The 23127-nt window shown below is 48.3% G+C and carries 19 protein-coding genes and 1 CRISPR repeat array (1 of these 20 only partly in view); of the genes, 17 read left to right on the forward strand and 2 right to left on the reverse strand.

Translation table 11 applies throughout. From position 1 onward, the window contains the following. The first annotated feature begins 122 nt into the window (after positions 1-122). The 5 genes from HMPREF0044_RS02180 to HMPREF0044_RS02200 all read left to right on the forward strand — a co-directional run bounded on the left by HMPREF0044_RS02180 (position 123) and on the right by HMPREF0044_RS02200 (position 5690). Positions 123-1028, forward strand: a complete 906-nt coding sequence (locus HMPREF0044_RS02180) for a MerR family transcriptional regulator (RefSeq protein ID WP_040312728.1) — start codon at positions 123-125, stop codon at positions 1026-1028. Positions 1029-1102: 74 nt separating this feature from the next. Further along, positions 1103-2392, forward strand: coding sequence for an AGE family epimerase/isomerase (locus tag HMPREF0044_RS02185; protein ID WP_040312729.1), 1290 nt, complete (start codon positions 1103-1105; stop codon positions 2390-2392). A 123-nt stretch (positions 2393-2515) separates the two neighbouring features. Then, the gene (guaB, locus tag HMPREF0044_RS02190; protein ID WP_006546465.1) at positions 2516-4030 is read left to right on the forward strand and encodes an IMP dehydrogenase; all 1515 of its coding nucleotides are present in this window, start codon (positions 2516-2518) and stop codon (positions 4028-4030) included. 109 nt (positions 4031-4139) lie between these two features. Next, on the forward strand, positions 4140-4838 hold the full coding sequence (locus HMPREF0044_RS02195; RefSeq protein WP_006546466.1) for an exonuclease domain-containing protein: 699 nt from the start codon (positions 4140-4142) through the stop codon (positions 4836-4838). A gap of 12 nt (positions 4839-4850) precedes the next feature. Then, the gene (locus tag HMPREF0044_RS02200) at positions 4851-5690 is read left to right on the forward strand and encodes a DUF2971 domain-containing protein (protein ID WP_006546467.1); all 840 of its coding nucleotides are present in this window, start codon (positions 4851-4853) and stop codon (positions 5688-5690) included. A 49-nt stretch (positions 5691-5739) separates the two neighbouring features. Here HMPREF0044_RS02200 and HMPREF0044_RS02205 read toward each other — a convergent pair whose 3' ends face one another. Continuing rightward, positions 5740-6228, reverse strand: coding sequence for a DUF456 domain-containing protein (locus HMPREF0044_RS02205; protein ID WP_006546468.1), 489 nt, complete (start codon positions 6226-6228; stop codon positions 5740-5742). A 246-nt stretch (positions 6229-6474) separates the two neighbouring features. Further along, positions 6475-7356: a hypothetical protein gene (locus HMPREF0044_RS08140; RefSeq protein ID WP_006546469.1), complete on the reverse strand. Its 882-nt coding sequence runs from the start codon at positions 7354-7356 to the stop codon at positions 6475-6477. A gap of 229 nt (positions 7357-7585) precedes the next feature. Here HMPREF0044_RS08140 and HMPREF0044_RS02215 point away from each other — a divergent pair, with 229 nt between their 5' ends. From HMPREF0044_RS02215 to cas2, 12 genes are all read left to right on the forward strand, one after another. Continuing rightward, positions 7586-8710 carry a GuaB3 family IMP dehydrogenase-related protein gene (locus HMPREF0044_RS02215; protein WP_006546470.1) on the forward strand — a complete coding sequence of 375 codons (1125 nt, stop codon included), beginning with the start codon at positions 7586-7588 and terminating at the stop codon, positions 8708-8710. Between the two features lie 4 nt (positions 8711-8714). After that, complete coding sequence (locus HMPREF0044_RS02220; RefSeq protein ID WP_006546471.1) at positions 8715-9653, forward strand: TIGR01777 family oxidoreductase; 939 nt, start codon at positions 8715-8717, stop codon at positions 9651-9653. Positions 9654-9692: 39 nt separating this feature from the next. Beyond that, positions 9693-10796, forward strand: coding sequence for a hypothetical protein (locus HMPREF0044_RS02225; RefSeq protein ID WP_006546472.1), 1104 nt, complete (start codon positions 9693-9695; stop codon positions 10794-10796). Positions 10797-10956: 160 nt separating this feature from the next. Next, positions 10957-11928, forward strand: coding sequence for a sugar-binding transcriptional regulator (locus HMPREF0044_RS02230; RefSeq protein ID WP_006546473.1), 972 nt, complete (start codon positions 10957-10959; stop codon positions 11926-11928). Between the two features lie 265 nt (positions 11929-12193). Next, the gene (deoC, locus tag HMPREF0044_RS02235) at positions 12194-12844 is read left to right on the forward strand and encodes a deoxyribose-phosphate aldolase (protein ID WP_006546474.1); all 651 of its coding nucleotides are present in this window, start codon (positions 12194-12196) and stop codon (positions 12842-12844) included. Between the two features lie 6 nt (positions 12845-12850). Further along, the gene (gene fucP / locus HMPREF0044_RS02240; protein ID WP_006546475.1) at positions 12851-14221 is read left to right on the forward strand and encodes an L-fucose:H+ symporter permease; all 1371 of its coding nucleotides are present in this window, start codon (positions 12851-12853) and stop codon (positions 14219-14221) included. 6 nt (positions 14222-14227) lie between these two features. Then, complete coding sequence (locus tag HMPREF0044_RS02245) at positions 14228-15247, forward strand: aldose 1-epimerase family protein (RefSeq protein ID WP_006546476.1); 1020 nt, start codon at positions 14228-14230, stop codon at positions 15245-15247. A 5-nt stretch (positions 15248-15252) separates the two neighbouring features. After that, positions 15253-16173, forward strand: coding sequence for a ribokinase (gene rbsK / locus HMPREF0044_RS02250; RefSeq protein WP_040312827.1), 921 nt, complete (start codon positions 15253-15255; stop codon positions 16171-16173). A gap of 132 nt (positions 16174-16305) precedes the next feature. Beyond that, complete coding sequence (locus HMPREF0044_RS02255) at positions 16306-17064, forward strand: potassium channel family protein (protein ID WP_040312733.1); 759 nt, start codon at positions 16306-16308, stop codon at positions 17062-17064. A 264-nt stretch (positions 17065-17328) separates the two neighbouring features. Beyond that, on the forward strand, positions 17329-20646 hold the full coding sequence (gene cas9, locus HMPREF0044_RS02260) for a type II CRISPR RNA-guided endonuclease Cas9 (protein ID WP_006546479.1): 3318 nt from the start codon (positions 17329-17331) through the stop codon (positions 20644-20646). 14 nt (positions 20647-20660) lie between these two features. After that, on the forward strand, positions 20661-21560 hold the full coding sequence (gene cas1, locus HMPREF0044_RS02265; protein WP_040312734.1) for a type II CRISPR-associated endonuclease Cas1: 900 nt from the start codon (positions 20661-20663) through the stop codon (positions 21558-21560). Continuing rightward, positions 21550-21870, forward strand: coding sequence for a CRISPR-associated endonuclease Cas2 (gene cas2 / locus HMPREF0044_RS02270; protein WP_006546481.1), 321 nt, complete (start codon positions 21550-21552; stop codon positions 21868-21870). Before cas1 ends, cas2 begins: the two co-directional genes overlap by 11 nt. Before the next feature lie 50 nt (positions 21871-21920). Continuing rightward, positions 21921-23127: direct repeats of the CRISPR family, unit length 36 nt; unit sequence CAAGTATATCAGAGGGAATTAAGACTGATTCCCAGC (it continues 1327 nt past the right edge of the window).

Genomic DNA, 23127 nt, shown 5'->3' on the forward strand with positions numbered 1-23127 from the left:
GTTACGTTTTTGAGCTTCTTCGAATCTCGTTTCGAATGGCGCAAAATCTATTTTCTGGTAACAATTAAAGTTATAAAGTAGGAATCTGAAAGTTAGCTGAAAACCAGATGGGGGAATGCCATATGCCACGGCCAGACCTAACCATAAACTTGGCACCCGCACCGCTAACACTCACCGTAGTCGCTGAAAAACTCGGCATTTCAGCCTCAACCCTACGCACCTGGGAACGTCGCTACGGCCTGGGACCACAGCGCCAAACCGGTACACACCGCCGCTACACCGTCGCAGAGTTTGAACTAATCCAAGCAGTAGTAGAACTAGTGCGCTCAGGCGTATCGCCCTCGGACGCCTGCCAAAGTATCCAAGATGCCAACGCTGTCTACCACGCCAACCAAAAAACCGTCTGCGTAAACAGCATTATTGAACACGCCAAAGCCAGTAACGCAACCGCATTACACGCCGACCTAGACATCCTCATCACCCGCGACGGGCTATTAAAAACCTGGTCAGAATATATCCAGCCCGCCCTCGTCGCCCTGCAAACTGACCCCGAGGGAGAACTCCCCGGCACCGCACCCCGCGCCCTGCTCTCCCAAATGACCCTGCAAGTCGTGCGTGAAGTTGCCAACTGCAAAGAATGCCAGCCAAAAGAAACCAACGACGCAGTAGTCGTCGTCTCAGATGAACCACGCTCCCTGCTTGCCCACGTAATCGGCGTTTCCCTCCACTGGGAAGGCATCCCCACCCGCCTAATGCCGGCACTACTCCCAGTAACCGCACTGCACGCCGACGTTCCCAGCATGCTCGAAAAAACCCGGCACCTGGTGACCAAACTAAACGCGAAAATCCTGGTGATCTGCGGCTCAATCATTCACAACGAAGCCTACCTAAGAGAACTCGAAAACACCGACTTACAACTCGTTCTCGTCGGCCCCGCGCGACCAAACTACCTGCCGGCAAACGCTATCCAAATGCGCACTGCCAGCGGATGTGTCGAAGAAGTAGTTGCCACCCTCAGAGGTTATTAAAGAACTAAAATATGACGGCGCAGAGGGCTATACTAAAAAATGGATTAGCCCCGCAATCTCAAAGAGGAGACAACATGAGCGTCGTCAACGCTTTAGCTAAAGACTTCACCCCCGAAGCCCGCGCACACCAATGGGGTAACCTACTGGAATTTGCCCGCCACTCAAAAACTGAAACCGGCTTCGGCTACCTCCTAGACGACGCAACCGTATCCACAGAAAAACCAGTTGAACTCTGGATCAGCTGCCGCATGGTCCACGTCTACAGCCTGGCATGGATTAAAGAACAAAAACCAGAATGGAAAGAACTCGCCACCCACGGCGTTCACTGCCTGCAGAACTACTTCAAAGACCACGAATACGGCGGCTGGTACTCAGCCATCTCCCGTGAACTAAACGAAGACGGCACCTGCAACGTAGTCGATGAAACAAAAGCCGCTTACGCCCACGCTTTCGTAGTTCTCGCCGCCTCATCTGCCATCATCGCCGGAATCGAAGGTGGGTCAGAATTGTTAGACGAAGCCCTGCAAAGCCAAGAAAACATCTGGTGGGAAACGGACCACCACAAGGTACGCGAATCCTACAACCGTGACTTCACCGAAACTGAAGCATACCGCGGGGTAAACGCCAACATGCACACCGTGGAATGCTACCTAGCTGCCTTTGACGCAACTGGCGAACGCCTCTGGCTAGACCGCGCCCTGGATATTCTCAAATGGGTGCTTGACGAACAAGCTCGGGCAACTAACTGGCGCGTAGCCGAACACTACGACTCCAACTGGAACCCACTACCTGAATACAATATCGACCGCCCAACCGACCCATTCCGCCCCTACGGACACACTCCCGGACATGGCTTGGAATGGGGGCGCCTGGCTCTCCACGCTGGCGCTGAACTGGACCGTCTGGGTGAAGATATCCCCATGTGGATTCTAGAATGTGCTGATCAGGTAATCGAACGAGCCATCCGCGACGGTTGGGACGCCGACGGTCAGCCAGGCTTCGTCTACACTACCGGTGAAGATGGGCGGCCAATCGCGCGTGAACGCATGCACTGGGTTATGTGTGAAGCCTTGGGGGCTGCGACTACGCTCGCAGACGCATTGAGTGGCGCCAGCGGATACGGTAAACTCGTTGGCTCAGAGGCTCGAGTCACCGCCCTCGTGGAAAAAATTGACCAGTGGTGGCGATACGCGAACGAATATTTGGTAGCCTCCCCCGGCCAGTGGCGCCACGAACTCGGCACCGAAAACCAGCCAACCGCCGTCACCTGGGGTGGGAAACCAGACGCCTACCACGTAGCACAGATGCTGCTGCTCCCAGATTTGCGTTTGGCACCCACCTTCGCGCTGGGTCTGCTTTCCTAATCCGAGGGCGGAAAATAAACACATAACCAGCGTGAATAGCTTCACTGTGAAATACAGCTAAAACAGGTTTTAAATAGCGAACACTATAGGCAAGCCAGTAGGCGAATGCGGTAATATTCAGGAATGACACAGTTTAATCCTGACGCATTTGCGCTTACTGGCTTGACCTATGATGACGTGCTACTTCTTCCAGAACTAACTGATGTTGTTCCTTCTGAAGTAGACACCACTTCCCGTTTAACTCGTAACATATCTCTGCGAATCCCAATGATTTCTGCAGCAATGGACACCGTAACTGAAGCGCGCATGGCAATCGCCATGGCACGTCAGGGTGGCATTGGTATTCTGCACCGTAACCTTTCCATCGAAGACCAGGCTGAACAGGTACGCCTGGTAAAGCGCTCTGAATCCGGCATGGTTAACGACCCCGTAACCATTCACGCGGACGCTACTATCGAAGAACTTGACCGCCTCTGTGGTCGCTACCGGGTTTCCGGTCTGCCAGTAGTAGACGCGGACAATAAGCTACTGGGTATTATCACTAACCGCGACCTACGTTTCGTCCCAACTGAAGAGTGGAGTACCCGTCGCGTATCTGACTGCATGACCCCAATGCCACTGATCACTGGTCACGTGGGCATTTCTCGTGAAGAAGCTAAGGCTCTGCTGGCAACTAACCGCATTGAAAAGCTTCCACTGGTTGATGACGAAGGGCGCCTGGCAGGTTTGATTACTGTAAAGGACTTCGTAAAGACTGAACAGTATCCGAATGCTTCCAAGGATAAGGAAGGCCGCCTGATTGTAGGCGCAGCAATCGGTTACTGGGGTGACTCTTGGGATCGTGCGGTAGCACTGGCTGAAGCTGGCGTAGACGTACTGGTTGTAGACACCGCTAACGGTGGCGCTAAGCTGGCTTTGGAAATGATTTCTAAGATTAAGGCTGATCCACAGTTCGCTGGTATCGACATTATTGGCGGTAACGTTGCTACCACTGAAGGCGCGCAGGCACTGATTGACGCAGGTGTTGACGCTGTTAAGGTTGGTGTTGGTCCAGGTTCTATTTGCACCACTCGCGTGGTTGCAGGTGTGGGCGTGCCACAGCTGACTGCGGTACACCTGGCGTCTAAGGCTTGTATCCCAGCTGGCGTGCCACTGATTGCTGACGGCGGCTTACAGTACTCTGGCGATATCGCGAAGGCACTGGTAGCTGGCGCTAACACTGTAATGGTTGGTTCTATGCTGGCTGGCTGTGAAGAATCCCCAGGCGAACTGGTGTTCACTAACGGTAAGCAGTACAAGCGTTACCGTGGCATGGGTTCTTTGGGCGCAATGTCTTCTCGTGGCCGTAAGTCTTACTCTAAGGACCGTTACTTCCAGGCTGACGTTTCCTCTGACGATAAGATCGTTCCAGAAGGCATTGAAGGTCAAGTGCCTTTCTCAGGTTCTTTGGCTTCCGTAATCTACCAGCTGGTCGGTGGCTTGCACCAGTCCATGTTCTACTTGGGTGCGGGCACTATTGATGACTTGAAGCGTAATGGTCGTTTCGTGCGCATTACCCCTGCGGGTCTGCGTGAGTCTCACCCACATGATGTGGCGATGACTGTGGAAGCTCCTAACTATCATTCTTCTAAGAACTGATTGAGTTTTTCCTAAACCGGGTTCGGCTTTTTGCCGGGCCCGGTTTATTTTTAAGTTATTGTCAGTGCTGGGGGATATGCTGGTTATGTACTGATTAAAGGAGTTACTGATGTCTTGGATTAATGGGAATCTGCTGGGATTCGACTTGGAAACCACGGGTGTGGATACGGCGCGTGACCGGATTGTGACTGCATCTTATGAGGTTCGTTGTGGTTCTGAAGTTTTAGAACAGGTGACGCTGCTGTTTAACCCAGGCGTTGAGATTCCACAGTCTGCGATTGATGTGCATGGGATTACCAATGAGCGCGCGCAGGCAGAGGGTTTGGATCCGCGGGTGGGTTTGGAACAGTTGGCAGCTAAGCTGGTTTCTTACCTTTCCGAGGGCGCTCCACTGGTCGGTTTCAACGTGCAATTTGATGTCACCCTGTTGGAAAACGAGTTGCGTCGCTATGGTCTGCCCACGGTAGCTGAGCGCTTAGGTGGCCGCTTCGCACCGATTGTTGATCCACTGGTTTTGGATCGCGAACTTGACCGCTGGCGTAAAGGTAAGCGTAAGCTGGTGGATCTTTTAGAAGTCTATGGCATTGCAGTTGATCCGGATGAGCTCCACCAGTCTGATGTGGACGTTTCCATGACGTTGTCACTCCTACAAGCAATGGTGCGGAAGTACCCGCAACTAGACGAAAAGGGACTGCTGGAACTACACGATTTTGAGCGTGCTGCCCACCACCGCTGGGCAGTCAACTTCTCAAACTTCCTGGTATCCAAAGGCAAAGCACCATTAGACACCTTAGAGTGGTTAGCGTAAAGGAGAGTCAAAATGGCTAGTATTTATCATTACACAGATTTGAACGCGTTATTTAGCATTGTTCATAACAAAGAATTATGGGCTTCAGATACCGAGTTTTTAAATGATGCAACTGAGATTAAGCATGCAATTAAGATGCTGCTTAATAAGGTTGACCCAGCGAATAAGTATGATTCAGTAAATAGTGATCTTTTTGAATCATTAGAAATTCTGAAAGATGCGTTGGCTAGAAAATACCTCAGACTACCGTCCATTCCAGCTAATATCCATAAAAAACTTGGACTTGAATCTGTGCCACAGATTATAAGTTTTAGTACTGAGGCAGATTCATTGTATATGTGGCGTAATTACGCTCGTGAAAATGGAGTTTGTATAGAATTTGATGAAGATAAACTTCTTTTAGAACCCAAAGAACCTGAACCTTATAGGTTTGGTATTACACCTGTAGTGGAAGAAGTTATATATGGTGATGTTTTTCCAGATAGTTTATTTCTGCAGATTCAAAACTCTTTGAAGTCGATAAAAGATCTGGCTGAGTTAGAGAATTATGTTTTTTTTGAGCTCACTCATTTATTGGCGAAAGTGAAACATGGGGCTTTTAGTTTGGAGAATGAAAAAAGACTTGTGTTGCGCACAACAAGTTGTCTTTTAACTCAAAATATTAGAGTTGGTGCGCAGCATGCGGTTCCTTACATAGTATTTCCTTTTAGTCTAGATTCGATTATTTCAATAACAGTAGGTCCATCTCCCTTTAAACGAAGGAATATAATTGCACTGGACCGTTGGAAAAACACTCCAAGGGGATTAACAGCGCATATTGATATTCGTGAGTCTGCTATTCCGTATGTTTAAATGCATTGTTGGTGCTTAGTAAAGGTATCTGCTAAGCACCAACAAAGAATCAGCCAAACGCTAAGAATAGGGAAACAATCGCCCAAGCTAACACTAACGCGAATGAAATGCTGAACTCGATAAGAACCGATACGCCCGTAGCCTTCAAAGTCGTAATTACAGAATCCTTCGCCTTAGCGTAGTCATTCAATCGAACGCCCTCGGCAACTGCCACGCTCAAAAGGAAACCAAGCGGCAAACCCACCACCGGAATCAAAAAGAAACCAGCGACCGCGCCCACGCCACCCAGCAACAAAGTCGAGTTCGGAATACCCGCATTCTTCAACTGCTTACCCGGAATCAGGAACTTTAAAACCATGGTTGCAATCAGCAAAACCGTGGAAAGCGCGAAGAAAACCCAGGCAGTGACACCACCCAAGTAAATCGCCCAAATCAAGAAACCCACTAACAAAAACGGGGTAGACGGCCAAATCTGCACTAGCGCGCCAGTCACACCAACCGCCAGCAATAACGCCACAATAATGTACATAAGAATCATATTCTGAGTTTAGCTGGAATAATACTAGCTGGCGTCGCGAAGGATACACAGCGATTGGCGCAAAATATACAGTTTTTTGGATAAAAGGTCTTTTAAACCACAATAATCGATGAAAACGGAAGAAAAATAGACAGTTTTTAGATAATTTAGACTCTTTTGAGCCTGCGCAGTTTAACCCCGAGTTTCTTAGCTAAAATCTCAGGAAAACTGGTCGACTGAATTTCGAAACTACTAACTCTAACCACCTTAAACCCGGATTGAGAGAAAAAAAGCCTCACGGGCTTTCTCTCTAGTAATATCCTCTGCTTTTGAATACTTACCATTACCATCAACCTCCAGAATGATATTCAAATCCGGCAAATAAAAGTCTGCAAAGAAAGTCTGGCCAGAGAAAGAAGCCGGAAACTGCGACTTGATAGTGGACACCCCCAGTTGCAATAAAGTTACCCGAGTAACTGATTCAGCTGCAGACTCAGCGAAAGGGTCTAAAAGTTGAATTCGTCCTAGGACCCTTTTTAAATGTTTCTGCGGTAAATACTCTTTAGCAAGCGCCACCAAATCAGACTTAAAATCAGAAAATCGCCCGGTAAGACTCTTCCGATTAAAACGGTTTCCAGAAATACGCAAACGTGCCAAAGCATCAGCTACAGTAAATGCTTCTAGAGGATCACTTTGGCAAAGGAAATCTAAAATAAGAAACTCAATATGTAGCGTTGGAAAACCAGCAATCTCAGTGAACGCTTGAGGTGGAAACTGACGATAGATGCGTTGAACCTTTGTAGGAAACGGCGTAGCAAAACTACCGAAACCTTTATACACGCCAAAGTGCCCGCATTTCTTTGCAGTACTTGAAATCGTTATTAATCGGATGGTGTTTTGTAGCTTCCAAGTTGAAACGTTATAGAGACCAGCGGCGACAGAACCACTTACGAATAGAGCTTTCTGAGAACGCTCGATGTTTAAACGTGTAAGCGTAGCTAACGCTGCTTGATGTATTTCCCAAGGAGTAGCCTCCCGCGGGAACTCTAAGGTCAGAGTTTTCGTAACCTGCAGTCTCTTTAGATAGGAGCTTTCTGAAAAGCTTTTCTGTTCATTCTGCCTGTTTAAGGTTATCCATTGGTACTTCATGATGAGTAGTTTATTGTGAGCAACGGTGAGGTTAATAGATAGTTTTTAGTTCTGTGGATAACTTTTGAATGTAGTAAGTGTTTTTTAAACAGTTTTTTATGAAAAGAGTCTAAAAAATTAGAAAGTTCAGAGAAAGTTAGCGTTAAATAGACTGTTTTTGGAAGTAATTGTCTATTAAGACTTCGAAGAAGCACAGTTCGATACAGCAGGACCGCGCTACACTGTAAATATGACTTACGAGATTGAAATCGGACGCGGAAAACGAGCCCGCCGCGCTTACACTCTAGACGACATTGCCCTAATTCCTGCGAAGCGTACGCGCGACCCAGAGGACGTGAACATTTCCTGGCAGATTGATGCCTACCACGTGGAAACACCAATCATGGGTGCTCCAATGGATTCGACAATGAGCCCGGAAACCGCTATAAAACTAGGTAAACTAGGTGGTATTGGCGTATTGGATTTAGAGGGTTTATGGACACGCTATGAGGATCCTACCCCAATCTTTGAAGAGATTCGTTCATTACCCGCAGATGCTTCTAATACTCGTTTACAGCAGATTTATTCTGAGCCGATTAAACGTGAGCTGATCAGCCAGCGTTTAGCCGAAATCCGTGACGCTGGTGTTGTTGTAGCAGGTAAACTAAGCCCGCAGCGCACCCAGAAGTATTGGAAAGACGTGGTAGATGCGGGTGTGGATATTTTCGTGATCCGCGGTACTACGGTGTCTGCCGAACACGTATCTTCTAAAGCGCAGCCGTTAAATTTGAAGCGTTTTATTTACGAGCTGGATGTGCCAGTGATCGTGGGTGGCGTAGCGACATACACGGCGGCTCTACATTTGATGCGTACAGGGGCAGCGGGTGTGCTGGTTGGTTTCGGCGGTTCAGCAGCACATTCTACACGACGCCTGCTGGGTATTCATGCGCCGATGGCAACGGCGATTGCGGACGTGGCAGCTGCTCGACGCGATTATTTAGATGAGTCCGGAGGGCGGTACGTGCACGTTATCGCTGATGGTTCTGTAGGTCGTACCGGTGATTTACCTAAGGCGATTGGTTGTGGCGCGGACGCGGTAATGTTGGGCGCTGCTCTGGCTCGTGCGACGGATGTTCCTGGTGGGGGCTGGCACTGGGGGTCCGAGGCTTATCACCCAGAGTTGCCTCGTGGGCACCGTGCGGAAGTTGGAACCGTGGGTACTTTGGAAGAAATCATGCATGGCCCATCCTCACGAGCTGACGGTACCGTGAACTTCCTAGGGTCTTTGAAACGCACTATGGCGTCTACGGGTTATTCGGAACTAAAAGACCTGCAGCGCGTAGACATGGTAGTTTCACCTTATAGTCCAGAATAATTCTGTGACAGTAATTGTAGTTTCAGGGGCGTCGGGGCTGATAGGACGGGCGCTGGTGGACGAGCTGCTAGCCGCAGGCTACGCAGTGAGGAAACTCGTGCGCCGGACAAACACCGACAGCCACGGTAAGTGGGAAACCTCAGCTTGCGATAATGCCAATGCTGAACAACGAGTACGCGAATACTACTGGAACCCCGCAACAGGGGAAATCGACTTAAAAGTTTTCGACACCGAAAACCAACAGCCAGTTGAAGCCGTCATCTGCCTCAACGGAGCTGGAATCGCAGATAAACCCTGGACGCGCTCGCGGAAACACCTCTTAGAAACCTCACGCATTCAACCCGTCCGAACCTTAGTTAAAGCCTTCAACGCCTTACCTGAGACAGACCGCCCTCGGAAATTTTTAAGTGCCTCAGCTGTGGGAATCTACGGGGCAAATGCCAGCAATGCAAATCAAGAACTGTCTGAAACTGTGGCAACTGGCACTGACTTTTTAGCGCAGCTTTGCCGGAAGTGGGAGGCAGAAGCTAACCTTGCACACGAACTTGGCGTTCAGACAATAAACCTGCGTACCGGGCTGGTGCTTGCCGAAAATGGTGGGCTACTCAAAGCCTTTCGCACGCTTTATAAGTATGGGTTGGGCGCGCAGCTCGGCGACGGTGAAAACTGGATGCCAACTATTGCCCTCAAAGACTACGTGCGGGCAGTCCTGCACATCTTAAAACACTCAGAAATCAGCGGGTCAGTGAACCTAGTCGGCCCGCAGCCGATTAAAGCCAAGGACCTCCATGCTCGCCTGGCGCGGGAAATGAACCGACCAAAATGGCTGAAAATTCCGCAAATCCTGCTGAACTATGCGCCGGAACAAGTGAAGCTCCTAGCGTTAGCGAACCAGCGGGTAGTTCCACAAAAACTGCTGGACACGGGGTTTACATTCAGGTGACAATAGAGCTAACACTGCAAAACGACACTTAGGTAAAAGATGAAATCATTAGGCGCGAAAAAACTGGCGATTGTTCTGGGGTTTGTCTTGGCGGTTGGCGGATACGCAGCACTTCAAGGACCAGCGCAGTTACACTACCACAACGTTCGCAGTACGATTTCAAACTATTGTAGTGAGGATCTTTCAACGACCGTTTTTGACACTTACTTGTCGCAAGCCTGGTATGACAATAAGCATCGTCCAGGTACAGACGCTAATGAACACATGGCGAGCCAGATTCGTGAAGAATGTGCGCAGGCTCCGGGATTCCAGCTGTGGGTAAGTGAGCTGGATCAGATTGGAACTAACGAGAGTGCGAGCAGGTTGAGTAACTGGGTGTCTGAGTTTCATAAGCAACAGGACGAAGCCTATGCTTACGCGGAGTTCTCTTATGCTTACATGCAGTACCAGTTCGCTAAGAAAGCGGTGCTTTTTCCAGCCATGCGTTTGACGCCGATTGATTTAGGCTTTGCTCCACATGAAGATTTGGACATCTTAGAAAATGGTTTTGAGTCGATTCTTAACATCGGTGGAGTGGATGCCGGTGGTGTACTGGCTTCTGCTGAGCAGGCGCGTGAAAAGATTGCGGTGATTCAGCAGAAGGTGCGTGAATCTGAGGTGGGTCCAGAGATGGAAGATTTGCTGAAGGCACTGGACCCGGTTTACCCGGTTGCTGACCCGGCTAAGTCTCAGGGGTTGCTGCCATTCTTCCTGCCTGAGCGTTTTGAGATGCCTGAAGGGGATGCGTATGCTCAGGCTCGCCCGCAGTTCCAGAATGGGTTGAAGTTTGACCGGGTGGAGACTCAGGATTATAGGCATCCGGTGGTTTTCTATTCCGGTTTTGGCAGTGGTAGCGTGGCTTTTTCTCAAGTTGAGCAGACCCCGCAGGATTTTATCCTTGAGTTGCGTCGTAACTATGATTATTTGCCGATTCCGTCTGGCTATGGGAACGAGTATTGTGTGTATGCGGAGAGTGAGAGCGCTTGCTGGCTGCCGGCTGCGGATGGCAGGTATTTCCGCGCAAAGTTGCAAGGTAGTTTAAGTTCGGCTGAGTCGCGCGCGGCTTTGCAGGGCTGGATGCGGATGGTTGCGGAAGGCAAGTAGTTTTCTGTAGAGATTTTCGAGGGCGGTTTGCTGGGTGTTTTACTTGCCTGGTGGCGTCCACCCCACCAAAACCTTTACAATAGTGGTGCACATATGTGCCCAATGGGTGGCTGTTGAAACAGCTACAACGCACTTGAGTAAAGGGAAGTCGGTGACGACGATGCCAGGGAAAGCCCTTGGAATGAATACTTCAGCAACGCTGCTGTCTCATAAGGATATTCAGTCTATCGACGCCGCTAAACTCTATTACTCGGGCATGAGTCAGCAAGAAGTTGCTGATACACTGCATCTTTCTCGCCCTACAATTTCGAAGCTACTTTCGCATGCCCAAGAGAAAGGTTTTGTGCGTATTACCGTGCATGATCCGCGTACGGAGGATCAGGCTTTACAAGAGCGTTTAATCCAGCGTTTCGGTTTGAGTGATGTGCGGGTGGTTTTCCCTGGTACTGCTGATCGTCAGAAAGTTAATGAGTCTTTGGGGCGGGCTGCTGCGGATTTGTTGACTTCGTTGGTGGCTGAGGGGGATACGATTGGGGTGGCTTGGTCGCGTACGGTTGAGGCGATGAGTCGTGCTTTGGTGAAAACTCCGCGTCGTAATGTGAAGGTTGTGCAGATCCGCGGTGGCGTGGGTGCTGCAGAGACGGGTTTTTCTGAGATTTCGACGATTAATCGTTTTGCAGAGGCTTTTGAGGGTGAGCCGCATATGTTGGCTTTGCCGACGGTTTTTGAGACTGTGCAGGTGAAGACGGCGGTTGAGAAGGAACGTCAGGTGGTTGAGGTTCTGGAGATGGGTCGTACGGCGCGTTTCGCGGTTTTCACGGTGGGTGAGGTTAGTTCGGATGCTTATATGATGCAGCTTTCTGCGTTACGTCCGGAGGAGCGTGAGTTGTTGTTGCAGCGTAGTTGTGGTGATATTTGTTCACGTTTTGTGGATGGTAAGGGGCGTATTTGTTTGCCCGATTTGAATTCGCGTACGGTGAGTATTTCTTTGCCGCATTTGCGTCGGGTTCCGCAGAAGTTGTTGGTTGTTGGTGGGGAAGAGAAAGCGGAGATTGCGAAGGTGGCGCTTAGCTATGGTTATGTGAGCCATTTGGTGATTGATGCGGCTACGGCGATGGCAATTTTGGATTAGTTGTTGGTTTTGTTTTTCGAGGGCGGATAGTCCTACTTAAATTTTTTTTAAATGGTGATCTTTGAGGGCTATCTGCCACAAACTGGCACATATGTGCCTAGAATTAATTGACAAACGTAAAAGTAGAGCGTAGTTTTAGAGTATCGCAACTCACAAAAGCGTTGTGCATTCGGGTTGCGCGCTAGAAACTCATTAAAAATACAGGCACAAATGTAAAAAATGAGCTGATAGCAAAACCGTATTCGACGAAGGAGTCCGAACACTCATGACACAACTCAGCAAATACGTTGACCACACTGCCTTGGCTGCAGCCGCAACCCCAGCAGATATCAAAAAACTGGCAGCAGAAGCTAAAGAACACGAATTCTTCTCTGTCTGTGTTAACCCTGTGTACGTTCCACTCGCGAAAGCAGAACTCGCAGGCAGTGACGTCAAAGTATGTACCGTCATCGGCTTCCCCTTAGGGGCCTCATCCAGCGCAGTAAAAGCATTGGAAACCAAACAGGCAATCGCTGATGGTGCTGACGAAGTAGACATGGTAATCCAAATCGGAGCTGCAAAAGCAGGCGACTACCAAACCGTAGAAGCAGACATTCGCGCAGTCGTGGAAGCCGCAAACGGCGCCGCCCTCGTGAAAGTAATCCTTGAAACCTGCCTGCTCAGCAACGAGCAAATCGTCGAAACCTGCCTGGCTGCTAAGCGTGCCGGTGCAGAATACGTGAAAACCTCAACCGGTTTCTCCACCCACGGTGCAACCATAGAAGCAGTGAAGCTAATGCGCGAAACCGTAGGTGAAGAAATGGGAGTCAAGGCTTCCGGTGGAATCCGCACCGCAGCCGATTTCAACGCAATGATCACAGCCGGAGCAAGCCGCATCGGTGCCTCCGCAGGTCCAATCCTCCTGGAAGGAAACTGAAACAAAATGAGCGCAACCCACACCACCAACGAAGCCGGTGCAGTTGCCGGTAACCGTTCATTCGGTATCATCAAAGACCCAACCATCCAACAAAAAGACGGCTACTTGGACCGTACCCCATGGTTCCAGTACATCCTGCTGTCCATCTGCTTCCCAATGTGGGGCGTAGCAGCCTCCCTCAACGACATTCTGATCACCCAGTTCAAGGCGATCTTCACCCTCTCTGACTTCGCATCCGCATTCGTGCAGTCAGCATTCTACGGCGGCTACTTCTTAATCGCTATCCCAGCATCCCGCGTAATCCGCCACTCCACCTACAAGACCGGTATTCTAATCGGCCTGACCTTCTACATTGTTGGCTGCTCCATGTTCTTCCCAGCTAGCCACGTAGCAACCTACTCTGTCTTCCTGGCAGCACTCTTCGCAATCGCAGTTGGCCTGTCCTTCCTGGAAACCTCCGCTAACACCTACTCTTCCATGATTGGTCCAAAGGACAAGTCCACCCTGCGCCTCAACGTTTCCCAGACCTTCTACCCACTGGGCTCCATCGCTGGTATTCTGCTGGGCAAGTACCTCATCTTCACTGACGGTGACGCGCTACACAAGCAGCTGGGTGATTTGGAAGGCGAAGCAAAAGCAGCTTTCGCACAGGAAATGCTACAGCGCACCCTGCAACCATACATGGTTATCATTGGTATCCTCGCAATCCTGCTGGTAATCATTGCGATAACTCAGTTCCCACACTGTAAGCCACTGCGTGAGGGCGCAAAGGAAGCACAGGCATCCATTGGTGAAACCCTCAGCTACCTGGCTCGTAACGCCGCATTCCGCAAGGGCATTTTTGCACAGTTCATGTACGTGGGAATGCAGACCGCAGTGTGGTCCTTCACTATCCGCTTGGCACTGACCTTGGACACTTCATTGAATGAACGCAACGCAGCTAACTTCATGATTGGTGCTTTCGCAGCTTTCTTCATTGGTAAGTTCGTAGCTAACTTGTTGATTTCTCGTTTTGATACTGACAAGGTTCTGTTGGCTTACTCTGTTTTGGGTGTCCTGTCTGTTCTGTACATCGTAATGGTTCCTAACATGTCTGCTGTTTACATGGCGATTGTTACTTCCGGCTTGTTCGGCCCATGCTGGGCAACTATTTACTCTCGCACTTTGGACACTATTGCTGATAAGCGTCATCAGGAAACGGGTGGTGCAGTCATCGTTATGTCTATCATCGGTGGTGCTGTAATCCCTGTTATCCAGGGTCTGATTTCTGACTATACTGGCTCTATGCAGTTCTCTTTCATTGTCAACGCAGTCTGCTTCGCAGTAGTTGGCTGGTACTTCTTGGGGAAGCTCACTGCTTCTAAGAAAGTTGCGTGATTGAAGATGGCTACGAAATTATTCTTGGATCGTGCGCAGTTCAGCGCGGAACCTAAGGTGATTGCAGAGAATGATGAATTCACTGTTTCTATTCGTAAGTATGAGACGGGGATTGAGTCTTTGACTTTGACGAATAGTCGTGGGTTTGTTGAAATCTTGCCTTACATGGGGGCGACCATTTGGGCAGCAGAGTTTGATGGCCGTGACTTGCGGATGACGAATATGTTCTCTCAGCCTCAGCCAGCTGAGCAGATTGTCGACAATTATGGTTGTTTCGCATTCCACTCTGGCTTGCTGGCTGGCGGGTGTCCTTCACCAGAAGATACTCATCCTTTGCATGGTGAATTTCCTTGCGCTGACATGCAGAAAGCTTGGGTAGAGATTTCCGAGGGCGAAGCACGAGTGGTTTCCCGCTATGAATACGTGCAGGGTTTTGGACACCACTATGAGGCTTTCCCCGCGGTGAAACTTACCGCTGGTTCTGCATTGTTTGATATCACTTTGGATGTTAAGAATTTGTCTAAGTATCAGCCAATGCCTTTGCAGTACATGTGCCACATGAACTACGCATTCGTACAGGGTGGGAAGATGTCTTCTAGTTTGCCTGATGACGCTTTCCAGTTGCGTCGCAGTATTCCAGCTCACGTGACACCGACCCCTGAGTGGACGAAGTTGAATGAGGATATTTTATCCGGTAAGTTCGACGCTAACTCTTTAGAGGGGGCTGAGGCGTTTGACCCTGAAATCGTGTATTTTGCGGATAATTTGCCACAGTACGGTGAGCGAGCTGAATTTGATTTAACGTCTCCTGATGGGGTTACTTTCACAGCGGCGTTTAATACTGCAGATTTCCCAGTGGCTACTCGTTGGATTCTGCACAATGAAGATCAGAAGGTTGCGGCATTCGTGCTGCCAGGTACTTCTCGTCCGGAAGGTTTCAAAGCAGCTGAAGCTGCTGGCATGTTGGTTTGGTTAGCAGCAGGTGAAGTTAAGTCCTTCTGCGTGACTACTGGTATTAAGGGGTAGTGAAAATGGGTATTGCAGTAATCGGTTCCAACATGGTTGACTTGATTTCTTACATCACCAGGATGCCGGAAGAAGGCGAGACCATTGAGGCTCCTGACTTCCAGATGGGCTGTGGCGGTAAGGGAGCTAACCAGGCGATTGTGTCAGCACGTTTAGGTTCTGAAGTTGTGATGGTTACCCGCGTTGGTGATGACTTGTTCGCAGAAAACACTATCCGCAACTTCTCTGAAAATGGTATTGACACCACCCACGTGCTACGCACGGAAGGTTCCTCAGGTGTTGCACCAATTTTTGTTGATCAGCAGTCCCACAATTCCATCATTATTGTTAAGGGCGCTAACAACCAGCTTTCCGCTGAGGATATTGAATCTGCAGCAGAACGTATTAAGGGTTGTAAGCTGATTGTTTTGCAGTTGGAAGTTCCATTGGAAACTGTTTACGCTGCCGTTGAATTCGGTGAAAAGCATGGTATTCCAGTGTTGTTGAACCCAGCCCCAGCTGCACCTGACTTGGTACTGGACCGGGTTAAGACCTGTGAGTTCATTGTGCCAAACGAAACCGAACTGTCCTTGCTAACTGGCATGCCAGTGGATACGCAGAATGATATTCGTAATGCTTCCGCAGTGCTGTTGAACGTGGGCATTAAGAACGTTATCGTGACCTTGGGTTCACGTGGCGTTTACTGGACTAACGGTGAGACTGAAGAGTTCTTTGGTCCTTCCCTAGTTCAGGCTCGTGACACTACTGGGGCAGGTGACGCATTCATTGGTTGCTTCTCTCACATGTGGGTAAAGACTGGTGATATTGCTAAGTCCCTGCAGACTGCGGGCCTATACGCGGGTGACTCTGTAACCCGTTTGGGAACTCAGACTTCTTACGCTGATGCTTTGGATTTCCAGTCCAGGTATCCAGAGGTTGAGTTGTAAAAGTTAAACTGGTTGTCTAGAACCTGGGGGAGCTACATGGGAGCTCCCCCAGGTTATTTAATTACTGAATCAGAATGTAAGAATAGGGTGTGTGAACTTAAGAGTATTTATCTAGGTGAATGTGAAGCGAAAATGAGTCGTGATGATACTGAATCCAAATTTGGGTTGAAGCTAGAGCGTTGGGAGGCTAAGACCCAGACAGTGATGGCTGTTTTAGCGGTACTGTTTTTAACGCTTTACGCTTATGAGGTGTTAGCGCAACCGAATGCTGTTGTAGTTAATAGGTTAGAAACTGGTATTTTTGTGATTTGGTTGGTGTTCTTAGCTGATTACTTGATTCGTTTATTTTTGGCAAAAAATCGTTTTCAGTGGATTAAAGCAAACTTGATTGATTTGGCGTCGGTAGCGTTACCTGTGTTGCGTCCTCTACGTTTAATTCGGTTGGTGACACTTTTGTCTGTTTTGCAGCGCACTACGGGTGAGAAACTTAGGGATAGGATTATCAGTTATACGCTTTTTAGCACGATTTTATTAGTGTTTGTTTCTTCTTTAGCGATTTTAGAAGCTGAACGTCCAGCAGCAGGAGCGAACATTACGTCGTTTTCTGACGCGCTCTGGTGGTCAGTAGTTACTATCACTACTGTTGGCTACGGTGATTACACGCCGGTTACTCAGACTGGTCGTGTCATTACTTTAGGGTTAATGCTGGGAGGTATGGCATTGATCGGTATTATCACAGCAACTTTAGCGTCTTGGATTACTGAACGGGCGTCTTCGGAAGTGCAACGAGTTGAGGATGAAACGTATAACCGTATCGCTGCTTTGGAAGAAACGATTAACTTGTTAAGAGAAGAACTGAAAAATTTGCAGCTTGCTAGAGAAGAAAAATAAGGGGAAGTGGTATGAACAGTTGAAGAATCTAGGGGTTTAAGGATTATATTCCGGTTTTGTATAGGTTTAAACTATGTATTTCGAATTTTGGGGTTGTTTTTTGCGTGTACTGGGATTATACTGGTGTTAAGACTGATTCTCAGTAAGTACCGCCTCGTTAGCGGTACGGAATTCTCCAACCGACCTCTTTAAGGGGTCGGTTCTTTTTTATAACATATTCATAAAATGAATGATTTTGTCAGTGGATAGTTTTAGACTAAGTTTATGGATAATAAAAACTATCGCATTGGCATTGATGTTGGCTTAAACTCTATTGGTTTCTGTGCAGTCGAAGTAGACCAGCACGATACTCCACTTGGTTTCTTAAACCTCTCTGTATATCGGCATGACGCTGGTATTGACCCTAATGGTAAGAAAACAAATACTACGCGCCTAGCTATGTCTGGCGTTGCGCGACGCACCCGGCGTTTATTCCGCAAACGTAAACGCCGCTTAGCTGCGTTAGACCGATTCATAGAGGCGCAAGGCTGGACGCTTCCTGACCATGCTGATTACAAAGATCCTTATACTCCTTGGCTAGTTCGAGCTGAGCTAGCGCAAACACCGATTCGTGATGAAAATGACCTACATGAAAAATTAGCTATCGCAGTTCGACATATTGCGCGACACCGTGGATGGCGTTCACCGTGGGTGCCGGTGCGCTCACTACATGTTGAACAGCCACCCTCAGACCAGTATTTGGCATTGAAAGAACGAGTTGAGGCAAAGACACTGTTGCAAATGCCAGAGGGCGCAACTCCAGCGGAAATGGTTGTAGCTTTAGATTTGTCTGTAGATGTTAACTTACGCCCTAAGAATCGTGAGAAAACCGATACCCGGCCAGAAAATAAGAAACCTGGTTTTCTGGGGGGAAAATTGATGCAATCTGATAATGCGAACGAACTTCGTAAGATTGCTAAAATTCAAGGACTTGATGATGCTTTATTACGTGAGTTAATTGAACTTGTATTTGCCGCAGATTCGCCGAAGGGAGCTTCCGGAGAACTCGTAGGATACGATGTGCTTCCAGGGCAGCATGGAAAGCGTCGTGCCGAAAAAGCTCATCCAGCTTTCCAACGCTATCGGATTGCGTCAATTGTAAGCAATCTGCGTATCCGCCATCTGGGTTCAGGAGCAGACGAACGTTTAGATGTGGAAACTCAGAAACGCGTATTTGAATATTTACTTAATGCAAAACCAACTGCGGATATCACGTGGAGTGATGTCGCTGAAGAAATTGGTGTTGAACGTAATCTGTTGATGGGGACGGCAACTCAAACCGCTGACGGGGAACGTGCTTCAGCGAAACCACCAGTTGATGTCACTAACGTGGCGTTTGCGACCTGCAAGATTAAACCACTTAAAGAGTGGTGGTTGAACGCTGACTATGAGGCGCGTTGCGTTATGGTTTCTGCTCTGTCTCATGCAGAGAAGTTAACTGAAGGAACTGCTGCGGAAGTTGAGGTAGCAGAATTTTTACAGAATCTTTCTGATGAAGATAATGAGAAACTTGATTCATTTAGTCTGCCTATCGGTAGAGCAGCTTATTCAGTGGATTCTTTAGAACGTTTAACTAAACGGATGATTGAAAATGGCGAGGATCTGTTTGAAGCTCGAGTTAATGAATTTGGGGTTAGTGAGGATTGGCGTCCTCCGGCAGAACCTATTGGTGCGCGGGTTGGAAATCCTGCGGTAGATAGGGTTCTTAAAGCAGTAAACCGGTATCTAATGGCCGCTGAAGCTGAATGGGGCGCACCCCTGTCAGTAAATATTGAGCACGTGCGGGAGGGTTTTATCTCAAAGAGACAAGCAGTTGAGATTGACCGTGAAAACCAGAAACGCTATCAGCGAAATCAAGCTGTCCGTTCTCAAATCGCAGATCATATTAACGCAACCAGTGGTGTTCGTGGATCTGATGTGACTAGGTATTTAGCTATTCAACGACAGAATGGAGAATGCCTATACTGTGGAACTGCTATTACGTTTGTAAACTCTGAGATGGATCATATTGTTCCTCGCGCGGGGTTAGGGTCCACGAATACTCGTGACAACCTGGTAGCAACCTGTGAACGTTGTAATAAATCAAAATCTAATAAACCATTCGCTGTTTGGGCAGCAGAATGTGGAATTCCAGGTGTATCAGTGGCAGAAGCCTTGAAACGAGTAGATTTTTGGATTGCAGATGGTTTTGCTTCATCGAAGGAACATCGGGAATTACAAAAAGGCGTCAAAGATAGGTTGAAACGTAAAGTCTCTGACCCTGAGATTGATAACCGTTCTATGGAATCCGTAGCATGGATGGCTCGGGAACTTGCACACCGTGTTCAATACTATTTCGATGAGAAACATACCGGCACTAAAGTGCGTGTATTCCGCGGTTCGTTAACTTCTGCTGCACGTAAAGCCTCTGGTTTTGAAAGCCGAGTGAACTTTATCGGCGGGAATGGAAAAACCCGATTGGATCGTCGCCACCACGCTATGGACGCCGCTACTGTAGCGATGTTGCGAAACTCAGTAGCTAAAACCCTGGTTTTACGTGGTAACATCCGTGCCTCTGAACGCGCAATTGGTGCCGCGGAAACGTGGAAATCTTTCCGTGGTGAAAACGTTGCAGATAGGCAAATTTTTGAGAGCTGGTCAGAAAATATGCGGGTTTTGGTTGAAAAATTCAACCTAGCTTTGTATAACGATGAAGTCAGTATCTTTAGTAGCTTGCGTCTGCAGTTAGGCAACGGCAAAGCTCATGATGACACTATTACTAAACTTCAAATGCATAAAGTGGGGGATGCTTGGTCACTAACTGAAATTGATCGGGCATCAACCCCAGCTCTCTGGTGTGCTCTAACACGTCAGCCAGACTTCACTTGGAAGGATGGGCTGCCAGCTAATGAGGATCGAACAATCATTGTGAATGGCACGCATTATGGGCCATTAGATAAAGTTGGGATTTTCGGTAAAGCTGCAGCCTCACTTCTGGTGCGGGGTGGGTCTGTAGATATTGGTAGCGCAATTCATCACGCGCGAATCTACCGTATAGCAGGTAAGAAACCGACTTATGGTATGGTCCGTGTTTTTGCCCCAGATTTGCTGCGTTACCGGAATGAGGATTTATTTAACGTAGAACTGCCTCCCCAGTCTGTTTCAATGCGTTATGCGGAACCGAAAGTACGTGAAGCTATTCGTGAAGGAAAAGCTGAGTACCTTGGGTGGCTGGTAGTTGGGGATGAGTTGTTGTTGGATTTGAGCAGTGAGACATCTGGGCAGATTGCAGAATTGCAGCAGGATTTCCCAGGGACTACACACTGGACCGTAGCTGGATTCTTCTCACCATCAAGACTTCGTTTAAGGCCTGTGTATTTGGCTCAGGAAGGTTTGGGTGAGGACGTTTCTGAGGGCAGTAAATCTATTATTGCGGGGCAAGGTTGGCGTCCTGCGGTTAATAAGGTTTTTGGTTCCGCTATGCCGGAAGTGATTCGTCGTGATGGTTTGGGGCGTAAGCGGAGGTTTAGTTATTCTGGGCTTCCGGTTTCGTGGCAAGGCTAGATTAGGGTAGGAATATGCCTCGCGGGTGGAGAGTTCTGGATTGTAGTTCTATGTGCGGTCAGATTTCTTCTGCCCGCGGGGCTATTTCTATTGAGCCGGATGGTAAGGAACCAGTGTTGGTGCCTATTTCTGATGTGGCTGTTTTGCTTATTGGGCATAGGGTGGTGTTTTCGGGTGGCGCGTTGCATCGTTGTTTATCGGCTGGTGTTGCGGTTATGCTTTGTGATTGGCGTGGGGTTCCTGAGGGTGGTGCTTTTGGTTGGAGTGATCATACTAGGGTAGCTGCCAGGCGGATTGCGCAGGCGCAGCTTTCTGAGCCACGTCGGAAGAATGCTTGGAAGCAGATTATTAAAGAGAAGCTTCGTGGGCAGGCTAGTGCTTTAGATGATTTGGGTTTGCGTGGTGGGGATTTCTTGAGGGAGTTAAGGAAGCAGGTTCGTTCGGGGGATCCGGCTAATGTTGAGGCTCAGGCTGCTAAGTTTTATTGGAAGGCGTTGGGTGGTGAGGGGTTTAATCGGGTGCCGGGTGCGCGTTTTGGTGTGAATGGGATGTTGGATTATGCCTATGCGATTGTGCGTGGGCATGGGATTCGCGCGGTGCTTTCTGCGGGGTTAGAGCCGTCTTTGGGTGTTTTTCATCATGGTAGGTCTAATGCTTTTTGTTTGGTGGATGATTTGCTAGAGGTGTTTCGTCCAGCGGTTGATGCTCAGGTTTTTGGCTTACTGGGGGACGGTGAGGTTGAGTTTGATGAAGTTAAACATGATTTAGTTGATATTGCTTGTGGAAAGTTTTCTGTAGATGGTTTGACTATTCCAGCGGTTTTTGAAGATTTTGCGCAGCAGTTTGGTCTTTATATTGAGGATGATGTTGAAAAGTTAGTTCCACCTGTTTGGAGTTTCAGAAATGGCAGATGATCCTATGTGGCTAGTTGTAATGTTTGATTTACCTGTGGTTACTAAAGCTCAAAGAAGAGCTGCGACGCAGTATCGGAATAGGCTACTTGATTGTGGTTTTTCGATGGTGCAGTTTAGTGTTTATGCGCGGTATCGACCAACTGGTGGTACTGATGTGCCAGTTATGAATGCTGTTACACGTGGCATTCCGGCGGGTGGTAAAGTTCGTGTGATGACTGTCACTGACAAACAGTGGTCGTCAATGATGCGTTTTTCTAATAATAAGGAAGAAACTGAGCCTGAAACGCCAGAACAACTAACAATTTTTTAATCGTTAAAATCTGACTTTTCCTTGAAAAACTGGGATATTCCCTCTGATATCAAGTATATCAGAGGGAATTAAGACTGATTCCCAGCGTGGCTTTCCACGAGTTCTTCCAAGCATCAAGTATATCAGAGGGAATTAAGACTGATTCCCAGCGTCGATAAAAACGGGCAAACAAAACCCACAAGTATATCAGAGGGAATTAAGACTGATTCCCAGCACCGCTATCAATTAACTTTTCACGCATACAAGTATATCAGAGGGAATTAAGACTGATTCCCAGCTAGACCGCTGTCTAGGCTTCGTGCGGCTCAAGTATATCAGAGGGAATTAAGACTGATTCCCAGCGCATTCTGGCTAATCACCCACCGCGACACAAGTATATCAGAGGGAATTAAGACTGATTCCCAGCCGACAATCAATGTTAATAACCCTTTCACCAAGTATATCAGAGGGAATTAAGACTGATTCCCAGCGTAACTTGCTGGGCGTCCACGTAGACTTGCAAGTATATCAGAGGGAATTAAGACTGATTCCCAGCTTGCGCATGCTTTGTCGTCGCCACCGTGCAAGTATATCAGAGGGAATTAAGACTGATTCCCAGCAAAACATACAGATACGTCCCAGCAGTCTCAAGTATATCAGAGGGAATTAAGACTGATTCCCAGCGGCTTGTAGTCCGCGTATTTCCGGCAGTCAAGTATATCAGAGGGAATTAAGACTGATTCCCAGCGTCATTTCAAGGTTATTTTTTCAAATTCCAAGTATATCAGAGGGAATTAAGACTGATTCCCAGCCTCTGGGCTAACTCCTTCTTTATGTCTACAAGTATATCAGAGGGAATTAAGACTGATTCCCAGCACGTTTCAACCATTCCCCGCTACCTGGACAAGTATATCAGAGGGAATTAAGACTGATTCCCAGCATCACCCCGGTGAGTGTTGACCGTAGCGCAAGTATATCAGAGGGAATTAAGACTGATTCCCAGCGGCGTCGCTGGTTATGCCTCGGGGGATTCAAGTATATCAGAGGGAATTAAGACTGATTCCCAGCAACGTGAAATCGACGGTTTCACCCGCGTCAAGTATATCAGAGGGAATTAAGACTGATTCCCAGCTACGGCGAATACGAATCCATACCCCACGCAAGTATATCAGAGGGAATTAAGACTGATTCCCAGCTCCACTGCGGTTGTTACCAGCGCGAGCACAAGTATATCAGAGGGAATTAAGACTGATTCCCAGCTTCTATGCCGTTGGGTGA

The sequence above is a fragment of the Gleimia coleocanis DSM 15436 genome (assembly GCF_000159015.1).
Lineage (GTDB): Bacteria > Actinomycetota > Actinomycetes > Actinomycetales > Actinomycetaceae > Gleimia > Gleimia coleocanis.